The organism is Corynebacterium kozikiae, assembly GCF_024580965.1.
Lineage (GTDB): Bacteria > Actinomycetota > Actinomycetes > Mycobacteriales > Mycobacteriaceae > Corynebacterium > Corynebacterium kozikiae.
Genome location: NZ_JANIKJ010000001.1, coordinates 222,061 through 239,790 on the forward strand (window position 1 = coordinate 222,061; position 17,730 = coordinate 239,790).

Below are 17,730 nucleotides of genomic sequence, written 5' to 3' on the forward strand. Positions count from 1 at the left end.
CGTTCTAGGCTAGTCTGGCCGCATGGCTTCCATTCACTTCGACTGCTTCATCGACCCCAAAGCCGCAGCACTCACCCCCGCGCGATTCGAACAACTCAGTGCGCTACTCATCCGCGATGCACTCGTCCAGGACGCCACCGTCACGCACACAAGCGATGCGGGTACCGACGCCGCCACGCGCCAGCAACTCATCGAAGTCCTGCGGGAACAGGCGGGGGACAAAGACGAACCCGTAGCAGTCGAGCAGACCTATGAAATGCACCGATTCAGCGTAAAGGTTGAAGGAGCGCGCAGCCTCAACCAAGTAGCCATGCTCTACTCGCGCCTGCTCGCGCCGGCGGCTGCACTGCCCGTGGACACGGTGGCCTACCCCTGGACCATGCAAATCACCGACTAACCTGCAGATACTGCTCTACGGCGTTCCTGCCCGCCCACAGAAGCTGCTCCCGTACCTGCTCATCCTGGGGCAGCTCAATTTTGAGGGTGTTGGTAGTGGGTAGGGGGCTGTGAAAGCTTCCCGCAGCAACCGCCACGGTGGTGTTCGGGCCGGCTAGGTCCAGCACCGTGCCCACCACTTTGCCGTCAAGGGACTGCTCGTTAAAGCCGCCCTCGGCGGTAATGATCAAATCGGCCTTGTTTGCTCGTTCCGGCAGACCCAGCGTTTCCGCCACCACCTGCGCGCCGGGTAGCAGATGCACATGCTCGCCGCTGCCGTGCAAGAGGCTGCTGAGCCAGAAGATGCCAATGGCTACGCCGCCAGCCGCCCCGAGCATGGGCACCTGCGGGTCAATGCCGGAGACCTCACACCACTGGGCTATGCCGCCTTCGAGCAGGGCAACTTGTTCCCGGTTGGCGCCCTTCTGCGGGCCATAGGTGGCAGCGGTGCCCGTGGGGCCGGTGGCGGTGGCGTGGACGTCGGCAAGCAAAACCCATTCCACAGCGGCGGCCGGGATGTTGAGCTGGGCTGTATCCACGCTGGCCACGCGGTGCAGATCACCACCGCCGGGGCGCAGCGGGAGACCGCGCTCGTCGAGCGGTTGGGCGCCCAGGGCCGTGAGAATGCCGGTGCCGCCGTCGGTGCTGGCGCTACCGCCGAGGGCCAGGACGATGCGGGTGGCGCCGCGGGTTTGGGCATCGGCGATGAGCACGCCGGTGCCGAAAGTATCCGCCTGCAGCGGCTGGAGGGAGTCCTGTACTTGGGGCAAACCGCTGGCTGCGGCGATGTCAATGTAGGCGGTGGTGGTGCTGGGGTCGAACACATAGCTGGCCTCGGTGAGCCTACCGATGGCATCCGTGGTGGGCAGCGTGACCACCTGGCCCGCAAAGCAGGCAGCGGTCCCTTCACCCCCGTCAGCCATGGGGACTACCTGGATCTCAGGGGTGATGCCAGCCGCCGCGCAAGCCGCCAACGCGCCTTCGCGCAACCACCTTGCGGCATCGGGGGCGCTCGCGGTGGACTTCAGGGAGTCCGGGGCGATCACGATGTTCAGGTGTGTTTTGGCGGATTCGGTGGCTGTGTTCGATTGCACTATAGGTACCTTTCTGCAGGCTAGAGCGACTCTGGTGGGAGAGCTGGCACACGTTTGGGCGAAGTTGTGCTCTATACTTCAACACGGTCAATAGTATTCTCCTGTGATTCGCCCAGGCTACGCCGCAAGTGGTGAGACGCATGAGCATGAGAAAGGAACCTTGAATTGTCTATTGAAGAGCAGGTCCGGGAATACCATGAGCAGTTGCTCAAGCGAAACGCCGGCGAGCCAGAGTTCCACCAGGCTGTCGGTGAAGTGCTGGAATCCCTGAAGATCGTGTTGGAGAAGGACCCACATTACGCTGACTACGGCCTGATCCAGCGCCTCTGCGAGCCAGAGCGCCAGCTCATCTTCCGCGTGCCCTGGGTTGACGACGAAGGCGTGGTGCAGGTCAACCGCGGCTTCCGCGTGCAGTTCAACTCCGCACTCGGCCCATACAAGGGTGGCCTGCGTTTCCACCCATCCGTGAACCTGGGCATCATCAAGTTCCTGGGCTTCGAGCAGATCTTCAAGAACTCCCTCACCGGCCTGCCGATCGGCGGCGGCAAGGGTGGTTCCGACTTTGACCCCAAGGGCAAGTCCGACGCAGAAATCATGCGCTTCTGCCAGTCCTTCATGACCGAGCTGCACCGCCACATCGGCGAATACCGTGACGTTCCAGCGGGTGACATTGGCGTGGGCGGCCGCGAGATCGGCTTCCTGTTTGGCCAGTACCGCCGCCTGGCAAACCAGCACGAGTCTGGCGTGCTCACCGGCAAGGGCCTCACCTGGGGTGGCTCGCTGGTGCGCACCGAAGCAACCGGCTACGGCTGCGTGTACTTCACCAGCGAAATGATGAAGGCACACGGCACCTCCTTCAACGGCAAGAAGGTCATCGTTTCCGGCTCCGGCAACGTGGCAATCTACGCCATCGAGAAGGCACAGGAACTCGGCGCAACCGTGATCGGCTTCTCCGATTCCTCCGGTTACGTTCACACCCCAGAAGGTGTTGACGTGGCAAAGCTGAAGGACATCAAGGAAGTTCGCCGCGAGCGCGTCTCCGTGTACGTGGACGAGGTAGAGGGCGCAACCTTCCACTCCGAGGGTTCCATTTGGGATCTGGCCTGCGACGTGGCTCTGCCATGTGCCACCCAGAACGAGCTCAACGACGAGCACGCACGCACCCTCGCAGACAACGGCTGCCAGTTTGTGGCCGAGGGCGCAAACATGCCTTCCACCGCAGAGGCAGTTGAGGTCTTCCGCGAGAAGGGCGTGGTCTTTGGCCCAGGTAAGGCAGCCAACGCTGGTGGCGTTGCTACCTCCGCTCTGGAAATGCAGCAGAACGCATCCCGCGACTCCTGGTCCTTTGAGTACACCGACCAGCGCCTGCACGAGATCATGCGCAACATCTTCCGCACCTGTGAGGCAACCGCCCGTGAATACGGTCACGAAGGTGACTACGTGGTTGGCGCAAACATCGCCGGCTTCAAAAAGGTGGCAGACGCGATGCTCGCACAGGGTGTGATCTAAACGGTGTGACCCCACACCCCAATCATCCCGCCGCACTCTATGGCCCTTGGCCGTGGGGTGCGGTTTCTTTTGTGTGCGGTTTCTTTTTGGCTGGTGACGGTGGTGTTGCAGCGCCTCGTCGGATTGCGCCGCTAGACTCGCTAGCATGTACCGTGTCTTCGAAGCTCTTGATGAACTCGTCCAAACCGTGGAGCAGGCCTACGGCGTGCCCATGACCTCCAATTGCATGGTGCCCCGCAATGACATGTTGGCCCTGCTCGATGACCTCCGCAACGCTCTGCCTGTGGAGATCGATGACGCACAGGACGTCTTGGACCAGCGCGATGAAATCATCCGCGGCGCCCAGGACCGCGCCGATGAACTGGTGGGCAACGCTGAGCATGAGGCGCACTCCATGGTGACCCGCGCCCGCGAAGAATCCGAGGCCATGGTGGGTGACGCGGAGAACCGTGCGCACACCACGGTGGCGAAGGCGCAGGACGACGCCGCGCGGATCGTTGACGACGCGCGTCGGCAAGCCGATGACACCCTGGGCCGCGCCCAAGCTGAAGCCGAGCGCCTGGTTGCCTCCGGAAACGACCAGTACCAGCGTTCCGTGGATGAGGGCCTGGCGGAGCAGCACCGCTTAGTGTCTGACTCCGAGGTGGTGCGCCGCGCGAACGAAGAAGCCCACCGCATCGTGGACAAGGCGCACGCCGATTCCAACCACCTGCGCAGCGAGTGCGACGCCTTCGTGGAAAAGAAGCTCAGCGAGTTTGAAGAGTCCCTTTCCGCAACCCTGCGCCAAGTGTCGCGGGATAAGGCAGCGCTGCGCCGCGGAGCCGGGGTCTCTGGAGCGGGAACGGGAGCAGGACGCGAATAACATGAACCCATTTGTTTTTGAGGTGGGGCAGTTGCTGCGCAGCGGCATGCCGGAAACACTCACCCAGGAGGGCCCGGCGCCGCAGCGTATTGGCCCCGCGATGATCGCGATCCCAGAGGGGGCAGAGGTACGTATCGACGCCGCGCTGACCCCACTGGGCGAGGCCGTCATGGCGGACGCAACGCTGCACGCAACCCTGCAGGGGCAGTGCTCGCGCTGCCTCACCGCCCTTTCCCCAGAGGTGGATTTGAGTATTAACGAAGTATTCGCAGCCAGTGAAGACTTCATTCAGGGCGAAGCCGCCGAAGAAGACGAAGACGAACTGCCAGTGGTGGTCAATGACACCATTGACCTGCTGCAATCCTTCCTGGACGAGGCCGGCCTCAACCTGCCCTTCAACCCGGTGTGCGAGGGCGGCTGCGAGCACGGCGACGTGCCGGAGCCGGATGGTGTTTCTGGTGAAACCCAAGGGCAGCCCACCGACCCGCGCTGGGCTGGACTGGAGAAATTCCTGTGAGTAGGAAACATAAACTCAGCCCCGAGCAGGCGTGGGAGGAAGCCTTTGGGGCCAAAGACCACGCGCCGCTGCTCGAGGCCTTTGGGGTGAGCTTGAGCGCGGAAGGCCTCCGCCTGGCGCTCACGCATCGTTCCTTTGGTAACGAACACGGCAATCTGCCCAACAACGAGCGTCTTGAGTTTTTGGGCGACGCGGTGCTGGGCCTGTCCGTGGCCGGACAACTCTTCGCGCAGTACCCCGCGCTCCCTGAATCCCACATCTCCAAGATGCGCGCCGCAGTGGTGAGCCGCTACGGTCTTGCCGCCGTCGCTCGCGAAATCGGGCTCGGAGAGCACATCCTCCTGGGCAAGGGTGAGCTCGCCACCGGCGGCAGCGAGAAGGACTCCATCCTGGCGGACACCACCGAGGCGATGCTCGGCGCGATCTACCTGGAGCATGGCTTCGAGGTGGCCAGAGCAACGGTGCTTCGGCTGTTCCAAACCAAGATCAACGAGGCTTCGGCTGAGGCGATCTACCAGGATTGGAAAACCACCCTGCAGGAGCGCCTCGCAGAGCGCAAACTTCCAGCGCCCACCTACACCGCCGAGGCCTCGGGCCCAGAGCACGAGAAGCACTTCGAGGTTGCGGCCGTGGTGTTCGGTGAGGAAATCGGGCACGGTGCCGGCAAGAACAAAAAGGCCGCCGAGCAGCAAGCCGCAAAACAGGCTGTTGCCCGCGTGCAAAACGAACCCTCGCTGGTAGCGCAGCTCAAACGCCTGGCCGAGCATGCCTGAGCTGCCGGAAGTTGAGGTGGTCCGGCGCGGTTTGGAAGAGCACGTCCGCGGCCGACGTCTCGATGCAGTAGAAGTGCTGCACCCGCGCGCTGTACGCCACAGTGAGGGTGGCCCCGCGCAAGTAGAGGGCATGCTCACCGGAACAACAATTTCCGACGTGCGCCGGCGCGGCAAGTTCCTCTGGCTCGACTGCGCCGCGGCGGCGGAGAGTGGTGCTGGAGATCCGGTGCTGCCGGTGATTGTGCACCTTGGAATGAGCGGGCAGATGCTCGTGAAAGATGGGGGCGCTCATGGGGGAGAGCATCCGCACCTCAGGATTCGCGCGCGGATGGACAACGGCAATGAGCTGTGGTTCGTGGACCAGCGCACCTTTGGGTACTGGCGGCCCAGTGAATATGACCCCCGAGCGGACAGCCGCTTGCCATCGCACATGGCTCACATTGCGCAGGACCTCCTGGACCCCACATTGGACCTGGCTCAGGTGGCGCGAGCGCTCAAGAGCCGCGACGTAGGGATCAAGCGGTTACTGCTGGACCAGGGGATTGTGTCTGGTATTGGCAATATTTACGCCGATGAAATGCTGTGGGCAGCACGCATCCACCCGGAAACCTCTGCTCAGGCAATTGGCCTACCTCGGCTGCGCGAGCTGTTAGAGCATGGCCAGCAGGTGATGCGGCGGGCTTTAGAGCAGGGTGGTACGAGTTTTGATGCGCTGTATGTGAACGTCAATGGGCAGTCTGGTTACTTCGATGTTTCCCTGCACGCCTATGGTCGCGGCGGCACGCCCTGTGACCGCTGCGGCGCTGTGATGCGCAGGATCCAATTCATGAATCGTTCCTCCACGGTTTGCCCAAACTGCCAAAAGAAGAGGTATCGCAGGCACAAGTGACGTGGCAGAAATTGTGTATCAGGTGTGGTGCGCAGCTAACGTGGGAGACATCAGTTCTCTCCGTCACTTGAGAACTCCTGAGAAACCAGTCCCGTAAAGGTGCAATGTATGGATAGCGTCACAGCATTTGTCACAGACGTGATTAATGACAACTACTGGAAAGTCATTCCCTTCCTGCTGATCGCGGCCGGTGTGTACTTCGGTGCTCGGACCCTCGTGGTGCAGCTCCGCATGATCCCGGACATGTTCCGTGCGGTGAAGGAAAAGCCGCATCCAGAAGACTCCCACACCGATGAGCAAGGCATCTCAGCCTTCAAGGCATTCACCATCTCCGCGGCCTCGCGCGTGGGCACCGGTAACGTGGCCGGCGTAGCCGTGGCCATCACCCTGGGTGGCCCAGGTGCGGTGTTCTGGATGTGGATGATCGCCCTTCTGGGTGGTGCAACCTCCTTCGTGGAGGCAACGCTCGCACAGTTGTGGAAGACCAAGAACCCGGACGGGACTTACCGCGGCGGCCCTGCGTACTACATGACGCGCGGGCTGAACATGCGGTGGCTGGCCGTGATCTTCGGTGTGGCAATCACCATCACCTACGGCTTTGTCTACAACTCCATTCAGGCCAACTCCATTGTGGAGGCCACCAGCTCTAGCTTTGCCGGCGTGATCGATTCCAGCTCCACTTCCTTCAAGGGGATTATTGGCCTGATTTTGGTGGTCATCACCGGTGTGATCATCTTCGGTGGCGTGCACCGCATTGCGAACTTCACCCAGATTGTGGTCCCAGTGATGGCGCTCGCGTACCTCGCTGTGGGCATCCTGGTCCTGATCCTGCGGATCGACGCGGTGCCTGGCATGATTGCGGACATTGTGGGCCACGCACTCGGCTTCAAGGAGATCGCAGGTGCTGCGGTCGGTGCGGCATTCATGAACGGTATGCGCCGCGGCTTGTTCTCCAATGAAGCGGGCCAGGGTTCTGCGCCAAACGCAGCGGCAACCGCAACGGTTTCTCACCCAGTGAAGCAAGGCCTGGTGCAGACCTTGGGCGTGTACTTTGACACCCTGCTGGTATGTTCCATCACTGCCTTCATCATTCTGCTGTCCAACCCTGTATATGGCGCGGACGTCCAGGGTGCATCTTTGACTCAGAGCGCGCTGTCAAGTGAGGTCGGAGCGTGGGGCGTGCACTTTGTCACCATCATCCTGTTCTTCCTGGCATTCAGCTCCGTGATCGGCAACTACTACCTTGCAGAGACCAACTTGGAGTACTTCACCACCAACCCACTGGCGGTTAACGGGTTCCGCGTACTGGTTCTGGCCTGCGTGTTCTTGGGTGCGATTTCCCCGCTGCCACTGGTGTGGGCACTGGGTGATACCTTCGCGGCAACCATGGTGGTGATCAACCTGATCGCAATCGTTCCTCTCGGCGGTGTAGCGGTGAAGCTCCTGCGCAACTACTCCCAGCAGAAGGCCAAGGGCCTGGACCCAGTGTTCCACCGTGACATGCTCCCAGAGCTGAAGAACGTTGAGTGCTGGGATGGTTCCGACGCCGTCACCCGCCGCGGTGGCCAGATCGTGCGCGAAGTGTAGGTTCCATGCGTGTTGATGCGGATGTGCGCTTGACAGCCTTCGTGCACGGCCACGTGCAGCAGGTGGGGTTTCGGTGGTGGACCCGCGGCCAGGCCCTGGAGCTTGGTCTTGCGGGTGCTGCCACCAACATGCCCGACGGCCGCGTGTGCGTCACCGCGGAGGGCCCGCGGCAGGCCTGCGAAGAGCTTGCCCGGCGGCTCGCCCCGGAGGCTGAATTGGGGGAGGAATCCAGGGCGTACCGACGCCCAGGGCACGTAGATTTCCTGGCGGTGCAGTGGGGCGCGGCGCGCGGTGTGCAAGGGTTTGTGGAGCGCTAGAATGGTTCCTCGTGTATTTGAAGTCGCTGACGCTCAAGGGGTTTAAGTCCTTTGCGTCTGCAACCACCCTGAAGTTTGAGCCCGGCATCTGCGCTGTGGTGGGGCCCAACGGCTCCGGCAAGTCAAACGTGGTGGACGCGCTCGCCTGGGTGATGGGCGAGCAGGGGGCAAAGACGCTGCGCGGCGGCAAAATGGAGGACGTGATTTTTGCTGGCGCCGGCGAGCGCAAGCCGCTCGGCCGCGCGGAGGTCACGCTTACCATTGATAATTCCGATGGCGCCTTGCCGATCGAGTACCGCGAAGTCTCGGTAACCAGGCGGATGTTCCGCGACGGTGCCAGCGAGTACGAGATCAATGGCTCACGCGCTCGCCTCATGGATATCCAAGAATTGCTCTCGGATTCCGGTATTGGCCGGGAAATGCATGTGATCGTGGGGCAGGGGCGCCTCGCACAAATTTTGGAGTCCCGCCCGGAAGACCGCCGCGCCTTCATTGAGGAAGCCGCGGGTGTGCTGAAGCACCGCAGGCGGAAGGAAAAGGCACAGCGCAAGCTGGTGGGGATGCAGGCCAACCTGGATAGGCTTACGGACCTCACGGAGGAGCTGCGCCGCCAACTCAAGCCGTTGGCCCGCCAAGCAGAAGCAGCAAAGCGAGCCGCCACGGTGCAGGCAACGCTGCGTGACGCCCGCCTGAAGGTGGCGGGATTTGAACTCGATGACTTGGAACAGCAGTTGGCCCAGGCCAACGCCGCCCTGCGCACCGAGCTGGAAAAACTTGAGGAACTCACCGGCGCTACGGAGGAGGCTCTGGAAGTACAGGTCACCCTGGAGGAAGAGCTCGAACAGTGCACCGCTGAGGCCGAGGCAGCGCAGTCCCTGTGGTTTGAGCTCTCCGCATTGGCCGAGCGCGTGGCGGCGACCACCCGCATTGCCCATGACCGGGCCCGCAACTCCACCGCGGTGCCCTACAGCGGGGCGGATCCTGACGAGCTCGATGCCAAAGCCGAGGCGGCACAGGAGCACCTAGAAGAACTTCACGAACATGTAGAAGTGCTCCAGGCCCGCCTGGAGGCGGTGAGTGAGCAGGTTGAGCAGTGCCGTGAACAGGCCCAACTGGCTGATGAGGAACACCTCAAGGCGGTTCGTGCCATCGCGGACCGCCGGGAGGGCGTGGTGCGCCTGCTCGCCGCCCGGGAAACCCACAGTAACGCCGTGGTGCAGGCAGAACAGGAAATTGCCCACCTTCAGGCGGCTTGGGCTGAATCGGAAGAGGCGTACCAGAGGGCGAAGCAGCAACTGGAACGCGCAACAACCGAGCTGAGGCAGGCGCAGCACGCAGCGGCACCGCTGAAGGAGGCGGCGGAACAGGCGCAGTCGGAGGCAGAGGCCGCAGAGGCCCGCTTGGAGCAGCTTCGTGCGAGCCACGTTGGGTTACAGCAGCAGGTCTCCAGGCTGGAATCGCGTATTGAGACACTGGAGGTGCAAGCGCCGAAAGCGGACTTGGGCAACCAACCAGAACTTGAGCTTTCGCCCCTAGCTCAGCTCATCACCGTTGAGCCGGGCTATGAATCCGCCCTCGCCGCAGCACTCGGTGAGCTCGCGAATGCACTCGTCGGGGAGCTGGACGCCGGCGTCGTCGATGAGCTTGCGGAAAACGTCAGCCGCACCGCTGTGGTGGCGCCTACGGCGGGGGAGCCCTGGCGCATGGTGCAGGAGGATGTGCGCTGGCTATTGGACGTCGTGGAAGTAGCGCCGCAGATTCAAGCGGCCGTGAACCGCGTGCTTGTGGACGTTGTGTGCGCAGAGGACACGCAGCAGGCTCGGGCGTTGGTTGAGGCGGACCCCAGGCTGCGCGCGGTGACCAAACAGGGTGTGCTGGTGGGGCAAGGCTGGGTGAGCTTTGGTTCCACCGTTGCTTCCGGCGTAGAGGTTGCCAGCTTGGTCGCCCAGGCGAGCACCGAGCTGGAGGAGGTGCGCGCGCAGTTGCTGGAGATTTCGGGCACGCTCGAGGGAGCAAAACAGGCGGCGGCGGAGGCTCGCGTGGCCGTTGCCCAGACCACAGCCACGCATAGGGAACATACGCAGGCGATCGGGGGCCTTGAGCGGGAACTGCGCCGTTTGGAGCAGCAGGCGCAGCACGGCCAGGCAGGCCAGCGTAAGTCGGCCGAGCGGCTCGAACAAGCGCGCACACGCCTGGCCGCTGCACAAGAGTTGCTGGAGGACACCGCAGATCGGCTCGCGCGAGTTGAGGAACAACCGAGCGCACAAGAGCCATCCACCCTGGCGCGCGACGAAGCCGCGGCGGCCCTCCGGCAGGCAAGCGCTATGGAGATGGAGGCAAAACTCGCGCTGCGCAGCGCACAGGACAAAGCTGAACAGGCAAAAGGCCGCGCTGAGGGGCTGCGGAGGCAGGCACAATCCGAACGCCAAGCGAAAGCACGCCACCTGGCGGCGATGGAGCACCGGATGAAGCAGGCGCGCCTGGCACAGGTGGTTGCCGAGCAGTCCGAAGCGGTGGGACGCAGGGTTGCCAGCGCGCTCGAGCGGGCAACAGCCGCTAAGCAGGAGACCAGCGCCCGGAAACAGCAGGTCACCAGCCAGCTTTCCACGGCCAAGGACCGAGCAAAGACTCTCCAGGCGCACCTTGGCTCAAGCAAGGACACCGCGCATGCCCGCCAACTGCGGCTGGGCGAGGTGCAGACCAGGCGGGAGGAAGTCCACGCCAAAATCACCGAGCAACTTGGCGTGCCGGCGCAAGAGGTACTGCGCGATTACGCCCCGCAGGGTCTTTTCGACGTGGAGCTCGAGCGCGCCCGCCTGCGCCAAGCGGAAAAGGACCTCAACGCCCTGGGCAAGGTCAATCCACTGGCTCTGGAGGAGTTCAAGGCCCTGGAACAACGCTACGAGTTCTTGAGTACCCAACTGGCGGACGTGGAGCAGGCGCGCCGGGACCTTACCGATGTGATTACCGACGTAGACGCTAAGATCCTGCAATTGTTTACGGACGCCTGGCACGATGTGGCGGCTGAGTTCCCGAAGGTGTTTGACACGCTGTTTCCCGGCGGTGAAGGCAAGCTGGTGCTCACCGAACCGGACTCCATGCTCACCACGGGCATTGAGGTGGAGGCGCGCCCACCTGGGAAGAAGGTAAAGAGGCTTTCCCTGCTCTCCGGCGGTGAGAAGTCTTTGACAGCTTTGGCTATGCTGGTGGCGATCTTCCGCGCGCGGCCCTCGCCGTTTTATGTGATGGATGAGGTTGAGGCGGCTTTGGACGACGTCAACCTGCGCCGCCTCATCGCCCTGTTTGAACAGTTGCGCGAAGATTCCCAGCTCATTGTGATCACCCACCAGAAGCCCACTATGGACGTAGCCAATGTGCTCTATGGTGTGACAATGCGTGGCGACGGCGTGACCAGAGTGATCAGCCAACGAATGACCCCCAAGCCGAACTAAGGAAGTGCACGTGCACCACATCGCTGACCCAAGTGACTCCCTCCTGGGATGGGCTTCTCAACATGAGCTCACCCTTGCGCAGCAACTCAAGGGATTGGAGCTTGTCCATGAGCTCGGGTTGCGCAGCGATGAACTTGAGCGGATCGAGCGCTTCTTCGGCATCTTCCTGGACAGGCAGATCACAGCGGGGGCGAGCTTTGCAAACATCGCCACGATCAGCCCGGCGCTCACCCTGATTACCCTGGTGAGCCGCGCGGCCGATGTGGTGGACCCGCGCAACTTCGCCGCGGAGTACGCCGCCGGTCTGCAAATGGAACACCAGGAAGCGTTGGCTGAGGGCCTCAACGCCGAGCTGGTGGTGGAGTTGCTCGGCACCGTAGGGGTTGGTTTTGCGGGCCAAGAGGGCCTGGATTTGGTCACGCTCCTGTGCCTGCACGCGGGGCTCATCAACGCCGAGGTAGCACCACTTCTGGAGTATCTGGATGAGCAGCGCAGCACCCTGCCGAGCATGTTCGCGGAACTCCAGCGCGCGTTGCCGGAGGCCGCGCAAAACGTGTTGGGACAGGTCACGGGTGTTCGTGATCTGAGCTTGGCGCACCCCAAGAGCTGGTTCGACCGCCACCGTGAGCAGTTCCGCGGATCCATCGTGGAGGCAGTTGCCGCGGAGTTGCGTGAACGCCCGGCACACACCCCAGACCGTCTGAGCGCCGTGGGCGTGGCGGCTCGCGAACTGCGTCCCCGCGTGCTGTTGGATCTGCAGAAGCGCAAGCTGTACCTGCGGTTGCCCGAGCAGGAGGTGGCCGGGGCTGCCGGCGAGGTGAGCTGGCGAGTCAATGTGGAGGGCAGCACCAAGGTGTATCGCACGGGTGTTGCCTGGGGCAGTGAGTCCGGTTTTGCCGAGGCGCTGGACCTCAACATCGAGTCCCCGGTGCGTGAGCTCATCGTCCAAGACGTGACCCACCAAATCACTTGGACCGTGCCTGTGATTGATCACCAGGCCCCCCTGTTGCTGTTCACTGAGCGGGGAATGAACATCACGGACAAGGCTTCGCTGCATTACCCAAGCGTGGTGGCGCTCTGCCCGGCAGACACGCAGCTTCACGACCCCGTCCGCGGCATCGCACTACCCATCGAAGAGCTCGGAGACCTGGAGGGATTCCCCGGCTGGACCCTGCGGCGCGTGGATTTGCGGGAGGCTGCGGCCTTGGCTGCGTCGGAAAGCGTGGGTGCGGAGCACGCCGGCGCCGTGGGGATGCGCAGCGTGGATACCCGCGCTCGTGTGACTTTCCATCATCCTGGGCAGCCGGTGCCTTTTGTGCGCACGCTCGCGGGTTTGCGAGTGCATACGGAATCGCTGGTGGCGGAGTTCCCGCCCACGCCATCCGGGGCAGCGGAGACGTGGCAACTGACCATCTCCGCCTACGGTGGGCTCGGCGCCGAGGGCGAGGAAGTGGTCCCCGCCGAACAACTGGAGATTCCCGCCACAGGTGGCGCGTTTCAGGTGTTTGACCCCACGCTTTACGACGCTCCGTGGGTGGGCGAATACCATGTCCGTCTCCGCGGGCCGCGTGGCGAGTCCTTCCGGCATGAGTACGCGATTGTGGAGGGCATGCGCACCCAGGTGGTGATCCAGGGCGCCAACAAGGCCTTCCGCATCCCCACTTCGGGTGGGTTGAGCGAGGTCAGCCTGGAGGTGGCGAGCGGGGACAAGCCTTTCGAAGCGACTGAGGCCAAGGTGGGTCCGCAGGAAGCTGCCACCAACTTTGTGGTGTCCACGCACGAAGGCGACCAACTGCCACTTCGGTTCACCCCGCCACGGCTGGTGTTCGAGCTGCCAGCGCTGCACGAACCAAGGATGTGGCGCGCCAGCAGGCTCGCGCTACGCCCCAGGGACATTGATCTGGAAGGTACGCTGCGGGTGCGTGGCTATGGGGAGCTCAAGGACGCCCTCATCACGATCTGCAACCAGCATGGCTCACCGCTTGCGAGCGCCCGGCTTCAGCAGGCTGACCAGGTACAGGCGGATCAGATGGCCACCTATCACACGCCGATTGCCAAACTGGTGGGTCAAAGCGGGAACCTGCCCACTGGCCGCCTGGACATCCAGTGGACGGATCCCAGCTCTCACAAGAGAGTGTCCGTTGCGCTCGCTGACCTGCAGGTAGGGCCCGAGCCCACGTTGAGCTTGGTGGACGGTGCCATTCGTCTGCCGGGGCAGTACAGCTTGTGGGTGTGGCCGGCCACAGCGCCGTGGGAACCTGCTCGGGCGCTCGCGGCGGCAGAAGGACAGGTGGCGTTGCCCGAAGATCTTCGCGATGCCGGGCCGCTCATCGTGCAGCCGTTCTTGGCGGATCCTTTTGCCACACAGGTCACCCCAGTGGCACCGGCGGCGAATGCCGTCACGCTCGAGCAGCCGGGGTATTTTGCCGGCAGTGACCCAGCACTCGCGGGCCTAGCCGCCTTCCTTGCCGGGGAAAGCGAGCAGGTGCCTGACAATGGCGCGGCAATGCCCCTGCTGTGGGACATGATCGGCGCGGGCACATTGCATGCCGACGCCGTCAAGGCGGTGCGCAAGGTCTTCCTGAACGCCCCGGCGCAGGCGCTTGCAGGGCTTGCGGATTCCCTCGTTCCCTCCACGCGACAGCCCGGCAGGGTAGTGGAATCGGGGTTGGTCCGCGCGAGCTTTGGCAGCAGCGCGGTGCACGGCAGCGGATGGGTTGCGGCCCTGGCGCTGCTGGGGCAGCTCGACGAATTGGTGGCAGACCCCGAACAACTTGATGCTGACCTGCGTAAGCAACGCCAGCCTTTGTTGGAGCACCTGGAACAAGTGGCCGGCGCAAACCTACTCAAGACGTTGCGCACGGGCCGCGACGACACCTTGGACACCGCCTGCATTGACTCCTCCACGGTGGCCATTGCGGCGATGGACTCCGCCCAGCAGGAAGCCTTGTTGGAGATGTTCTTTGCGCAAAGCAACATCGTGCCGGGTGCGCTCATGGATGATGGCTCGCGCTTGCTCGCGGTTTTTGAGGCGTTCACCAAGCGCGAAGATCTGGTGGAGTTGTTCCAGGAAAACGCCCTCATCGCTGCTGCGGTGACCATGCTGCGCACACTGCGTTCCACCGACCGGGTGCTCTACGCGCTGGCAAGGGTCCGCTTTGACAAGCTCGACGGTGTGGACACCGACGCGAAGGAAAACCTCTGGGCCCTGGCTCCTGTGGTCTCGTTAATCTTCGCACTCGTGGCGCGCCTGCACGCCCACGGGCTGATTTCCTCCAACAAGACTTTGGAGGCGGCAACCCCCGGCTGGGCGCGGCTTGCGGACCTCGTGCCCGACCTTGTGACCAGCGACCTCGTAGCCAGCGAGGCCATCGTGTTGGCATTGAAGAAACCCGGCATCGCATAGCGATGAGGAGGTAAAAGGGGCAAGGTGCCAGGGAATTTGGCATGATTATGTGCATGAATTCCACACTCGTGCTGCTCATCGCACTGCTCGTCGTTGTAGGCATCCTCATTGTCCTCCTTTTCTGGGGCCTGAACCGGCGCAAGAAGAACACGGTGAGCTTTGAAAAAACAGAACCCACCAAAGAGCTCACCCAAGCTGAAAAGTCTGGAAATTACCAAGCGCAAGGCGGATTCCAGTTCCAAAAAGCCGAAGCCCCAGAGGCTGTTCCCGTAACTGAGGAGATCAAGCCTGCTGGGGAGCCAAAGGCCGCGGAGGTGCCGCCGGTTGTTGCGCCACCAGTGGTCATCCCGCCACAAGTGGTGGAGCCTGAACCCGAGGCAGAGGTGGCAGACGTGGTGGCGTCGGAACCTGAAACCGCACCAGAGCCAGAACCAGTCGTTGAGGAGATCGCGCCTGCGACGGGGCGGATTGGGAAGCTGCGTGGGCGTCTTTCGCGCTCACAGAATGTGTTCGGTAAGTCCGTGCTGGGAATCCTCAGCGCGGGTGACCTCGATGAGGAAGCTTGGGAGGACATCGAGGCGATGTTGCTGCAGGCCGACCTCGGTGTGCAGATCACGGACAAGGTGGTCACGCAGCTTCGAGAGACGATCGCCGAGCGAGGTGTTGCAAGTGAAGAGCAAGCCCGCCAGATGCTGCGTGAGGTGCTCGTGCAGGCTTGCCACCCCGAGCTGGATCGTGCAGTGAAGGCCATGCCGAACGAGGGCAAGCCCGCGGTGGTGCTGGTTGTGGGTGTGAACGGCACCGGTAAGACCACCACCACCGGCAAGTTGGCACGAGTGCTCGTCTCTTTGGGGCATTCGGTGGTGCTCGGTGCGGCAGACACCTTCCGTGCCGCTGCCGCCGACCAACTGGAAACCTGGGGCCGCAGGGTAGGCGCGCACACCGTGCGTGGCGCTGAGGGGGCCGATCCCGCCTCCGTCGCTTTCGATGCCGTGGCGCAAGGTGTTGAGCGGGGTGCCGACGTGGTCCTGGTGGACACCGCGGGCCGCCTGCACAATTCCACCAACCTAATGGACCAGCTCGGCAAGGTGAAGCGAGTAGTGGAGAAGAAGGCCAAGGTGGATGAGGTGCTGCTGGTGCTCGACGCCACCACTGGCCAAAACGGCATGCTCCAGGCAAAGACCTTCGCTGATGTTGTGGACATTACGGGCGTGGTACTCACGAAGCTCGACGGCACAGCCAAGGGGGGCATCGTGTTCCGTGTCCAAGAGGAGCTCGGTGTGCCCGTGAAGCTCGTGGGTCTGGGCGAGGGTGCAGATGACCTGGCCCCGTTTGAGGTGGAAGGCTTTGTGGATGCGCTGCTTGGCTAGCGCCTCGCGCCGTTGACGGTGCCCCCGCGTGTGTGCGCGGGGGTATTTTTCTGCCCCCATTTTCTATAGCTCTACAGGTGTTTTCTTTCATGGGGGTAATGGCAAATCTAGTGAACTATAGAAACTCTTTCCTATAGGCCTATAGTTATCCGCGTACAGATCTTGTGGAAACGAACTCTAGGAGGATCGCGATGACTGATGAAGCGATGTTGATGTCCTCGGGCAACGCGGCGTGGATGCTGATGTCTGCGTCGTTGGTGCTGCTCATGACGCCGGCGCTGGCATTTTTCTACGGCGGCATGTCACGGCAGAAGTCCGTGCTGAACATGATGATGATGAGCTTCGGCGCATTGGGCGTGGTTTCAGTCATTTACGTTCTGTGGGGATGGTCGATGTCCTACGGCTCGCAAACCGTGGCAGGCCTGTTTGCAAACCCATTCGAGTTCTTCGGGCTGAAGGACTCCATCGTGGATTCCTCCGGCGCGTACATTGAAGGCGCGGCAGGGTACGCCAACATCATTGACATTGGATTCCAGCTCACCTTCGCTGTCATCTCCACTGCGCTGATCTCCGGTGCATTGGCAGAGCGCGTGAAGTTCAGCACCTGGCTGGTGTTCTCCGGCCTTTGGGTAACCTTCGTGTACTTCCCACTGGCACACATGGTTTGGGGCGGCGGCCTGCTCTCCCACAGTGAGATCTCGCTCGCCGGCATGATGTTTGGCCTGGTGGACGGCGAGGCGGCGGTCAGCCCAATCGACTTCGCAGGCGGCACCGTGGTGCACATCTCCGCAGGTACCACCGCCCTGGTGCTAGCACTGCTCGTGGGTAAGCGCCGCAATTTCATGAAAGTTCCACAGCGCCCGCACAACCTGCCATTCGTGATGCTCGGTGCAGCGCTGTTGTGGTTCGGCTGGTTTGGCTTCAACGGTGGTTCCGCTTTCGCCGCAGATGGCCTGGCAGGCCTGGCATGGTTGAACACCACCGCGGCCACCGCGGCAGCAATGCTCGGCTGGTTGGTAGTGGAAAAGATCCGCGACGGCCACGCAACCTCCCTCGGTGCGGCCTCCGGCATCGTCGCCGGACTCGTGGCAATCACCCCAGCGGCGGGTGCGCTCACCCCAGTCACCTCCCTCATCCTCGGAGCCATCGGCGGTGCGCTCGCAGCATTCGGTGTGGGCCTGAAATACCGCTTCGGATTTGATGACTCCCTGGACGTTGTGGGCGTGCACCTGGTTGCTGGTTTGTGGGGCACCGTCGGCGTGGGCCTGCTGGCCACGGATGCCGGCGCGCTTACCGGTGGCGGTGCGGATGGCTTCAAGTTGTTCATCGTCCAGATCGTGATCGCGGTTGTGGCAATGCTGTTCGCGGGCCTCGTCTCCTGGGTGCTGGCGGCAATCTTGAAGGCCACCATGGGCTGGCGCGTGGATGACGAGGCCGAGTTCGGCGGCATCGACGCCGCAGAGCACGGTGAGTCCGCGTATGACGATGCCGCATCAGCGCTATAAGATTTTGAAAATAG

General features: G+C 62.8%; 13 protein-coding genes. 12 read left to right on the top strand and 1 reads right to left on the bottom strand.

The window, feature by feature from the left end:
- Nucleotides 1-22: 22 nt before the first annotated feature.
- Nucleotides 23-397: a hypothetical protein gene (locus NQ018_RS00980; protein ID WP_257057622.1), complete on the top strand. Its 375-nt coding sequence runs from the start codon at nt 23-25 to the stop codon at nt 395-397.
- Here NQ018_RS00980 and NQ018_RS00985 read toward each other — a convergent pair.
- Nucleotides 387-1,529: a glycerate kinase gene (locus NQ018_RS00985; RefSeq protein ID WP_257057624.1), complete on the bottom strand. Its 1,143-nt coding sequence runs from the start codon at nt 1,527-1,529 to the stop codon at nt 387-389. The genes NQ018_RS00980 and NQ018_RS00985 overlap by 11 nt on opposite strands.
- Nucleotides 1,530-1,694: 165 nt before the next feature.
- Here NQ018_RS00985 and gdhA point away from each other — a divergent pair, with 165 nt between their 5' ends.
- The 11 genes from gdhA (at nt 1,695) to NQ018_RS01040 (ending at nt 17,716) form a co-directional block, all read left to right on the top strand.
- The gene (gene gdhA / locus NQ018_RS00990; protein WP_257057626.1) at nt 1,695-3,038 is read left to right on the top strand and encodes an NADP-specific glutamate dehydrogenase; all 1,344 of its coding nucleotides are present in this window, start codon (nt 1,695-1,697) and stop codon (nt 3,036-3,038) included.
- A 145-nt stretch (nt 3,039-3,183) separates the two neighbouring features.
- A complete protein-coding gene (locus NQ018_RS00995; protein ID WP_257057628.1) occupies nt 3,184-3,900 on the top strand; it encodes an SPFH domain-containing protein in 717 nt (238 codons plus the stop codon).
- 1 nt (nt 3,901) lies between these two features.
- The gene (locus NQ018_RS01000) at nt 3,902-4,417 is read left to right on the top strand and encodes a YceD family protein (RefSeq protein ID WP_257057630.1); all 516 of its coding nucleotides are present in this window, start codon (nt 3,902-3,904) and stop codon (nt 4,415-4,417) included.
- The gene (gene rnc / locus NQ018_RS01005) at nt 4,414-5,190 is read left to right on the top strand and encodes a ribonuclease III (protein ID WP_257057632.1); all 777 of its coding nucleotides are present in this window, start codon (nt 4,414-4,416) and stop codon (nt 5,188-5,190) included. Before NQ018_RS01000 ends, rnc begins: the two co-directional genes overlap by 4 nt.
- Nucleotides 5,183-6,079 carry a bifunctional DNA-formamidopyrimidine glycosylase/DNA-(apurinic or apyrimidinic site) lyase gene (gene mutM / locus NQ018_RS01010; RefSeq protein WP_257057635.1) on the top strand — a complete coding sequence of 299 codons (897 nt, stop codon included), beginning with the start codon at nt 5,183-5,185 and terminating at the stop codon, nt 6,077-6,079. Before rnc ends, mutM begins: the two co-directional genes overlap by 8 nt.
- A gap of 108 nt (nt 6,080-6,187) precedes the next feature.
- A complete protein-coding gene (locus NQ018_RS01015) occupies nt 6,188-7,666 on the top strand; it encodes an alanine/glycine:cation symporter family protein (RefSeq protein ID WP_257057637.1) in 1,479 nt (492 codons plus the stop codon).
- Nucleotides 7,667-7,671: 5 nt separating this feature from the next.
- Entirely contained in the window at nt 7,672-7,983 is a 312-nt protein-coding gene (locus tag NQ018_RS01020) for an acylphosphatase (protein WP_257057639.1), read from the top strand.
- Between the two features lie 11 nt (nt 7,984-7,994).
- Nucleotides 7,995-11,435 carry a chromosome segregation protein SMC gene (gene smc / locus NQ018_RS01025; protein ID WP_257057641.1) on the top strand — a complete coding sequence of 1,147 codons (3,441 nt, stop codon included), beginning with the start codon at nt 7,995-7,997 and terminating at the stop codon, nt 11,433-11,435.
- Nucleotides 11,436-11,445: 10 nt separating this feature from the next.
- Complete coding sequence (locus NQ018_RS01030; RefSeq protein WP_257057645.1) at nt 11,446-14,841, top strand: hypothetical protein; 3,396 nt, start codon at nt 11,446-11,448, stop codon at nt 14,839-14,841.
- A 53-nt stretch (nt 14,842-14,894) separates the two neighbouring features.
- The gene (ftsY, locus tag NQ018_RS01035) at nt 14,895-16,211 is read left to right on the top strand and encodes a signal recognition particle-docking protein FtsY (protein ID WP_257057646.1); all 1,317 of its coding nucleotides are present in this window, start codon (nt 14,895-14,897) and stop codon (nt 16,209-16,211) included.
- A gap of 191 nt (nt 16,212-16,402) precedes the next feature.
- Nucleotides 16,403-17,716, top strand: a complete 1,314-nt coding sequence (locus NQ018_RS01040) for an ammonium transporter (protein ID WP_257057648.1) — start codon at nt 16,403-16,405, stop codon at nt 17,714-17,716.
- The last annotated feature ends 14 nt before the right edge of the window (nt 17,717-17,730 follow it).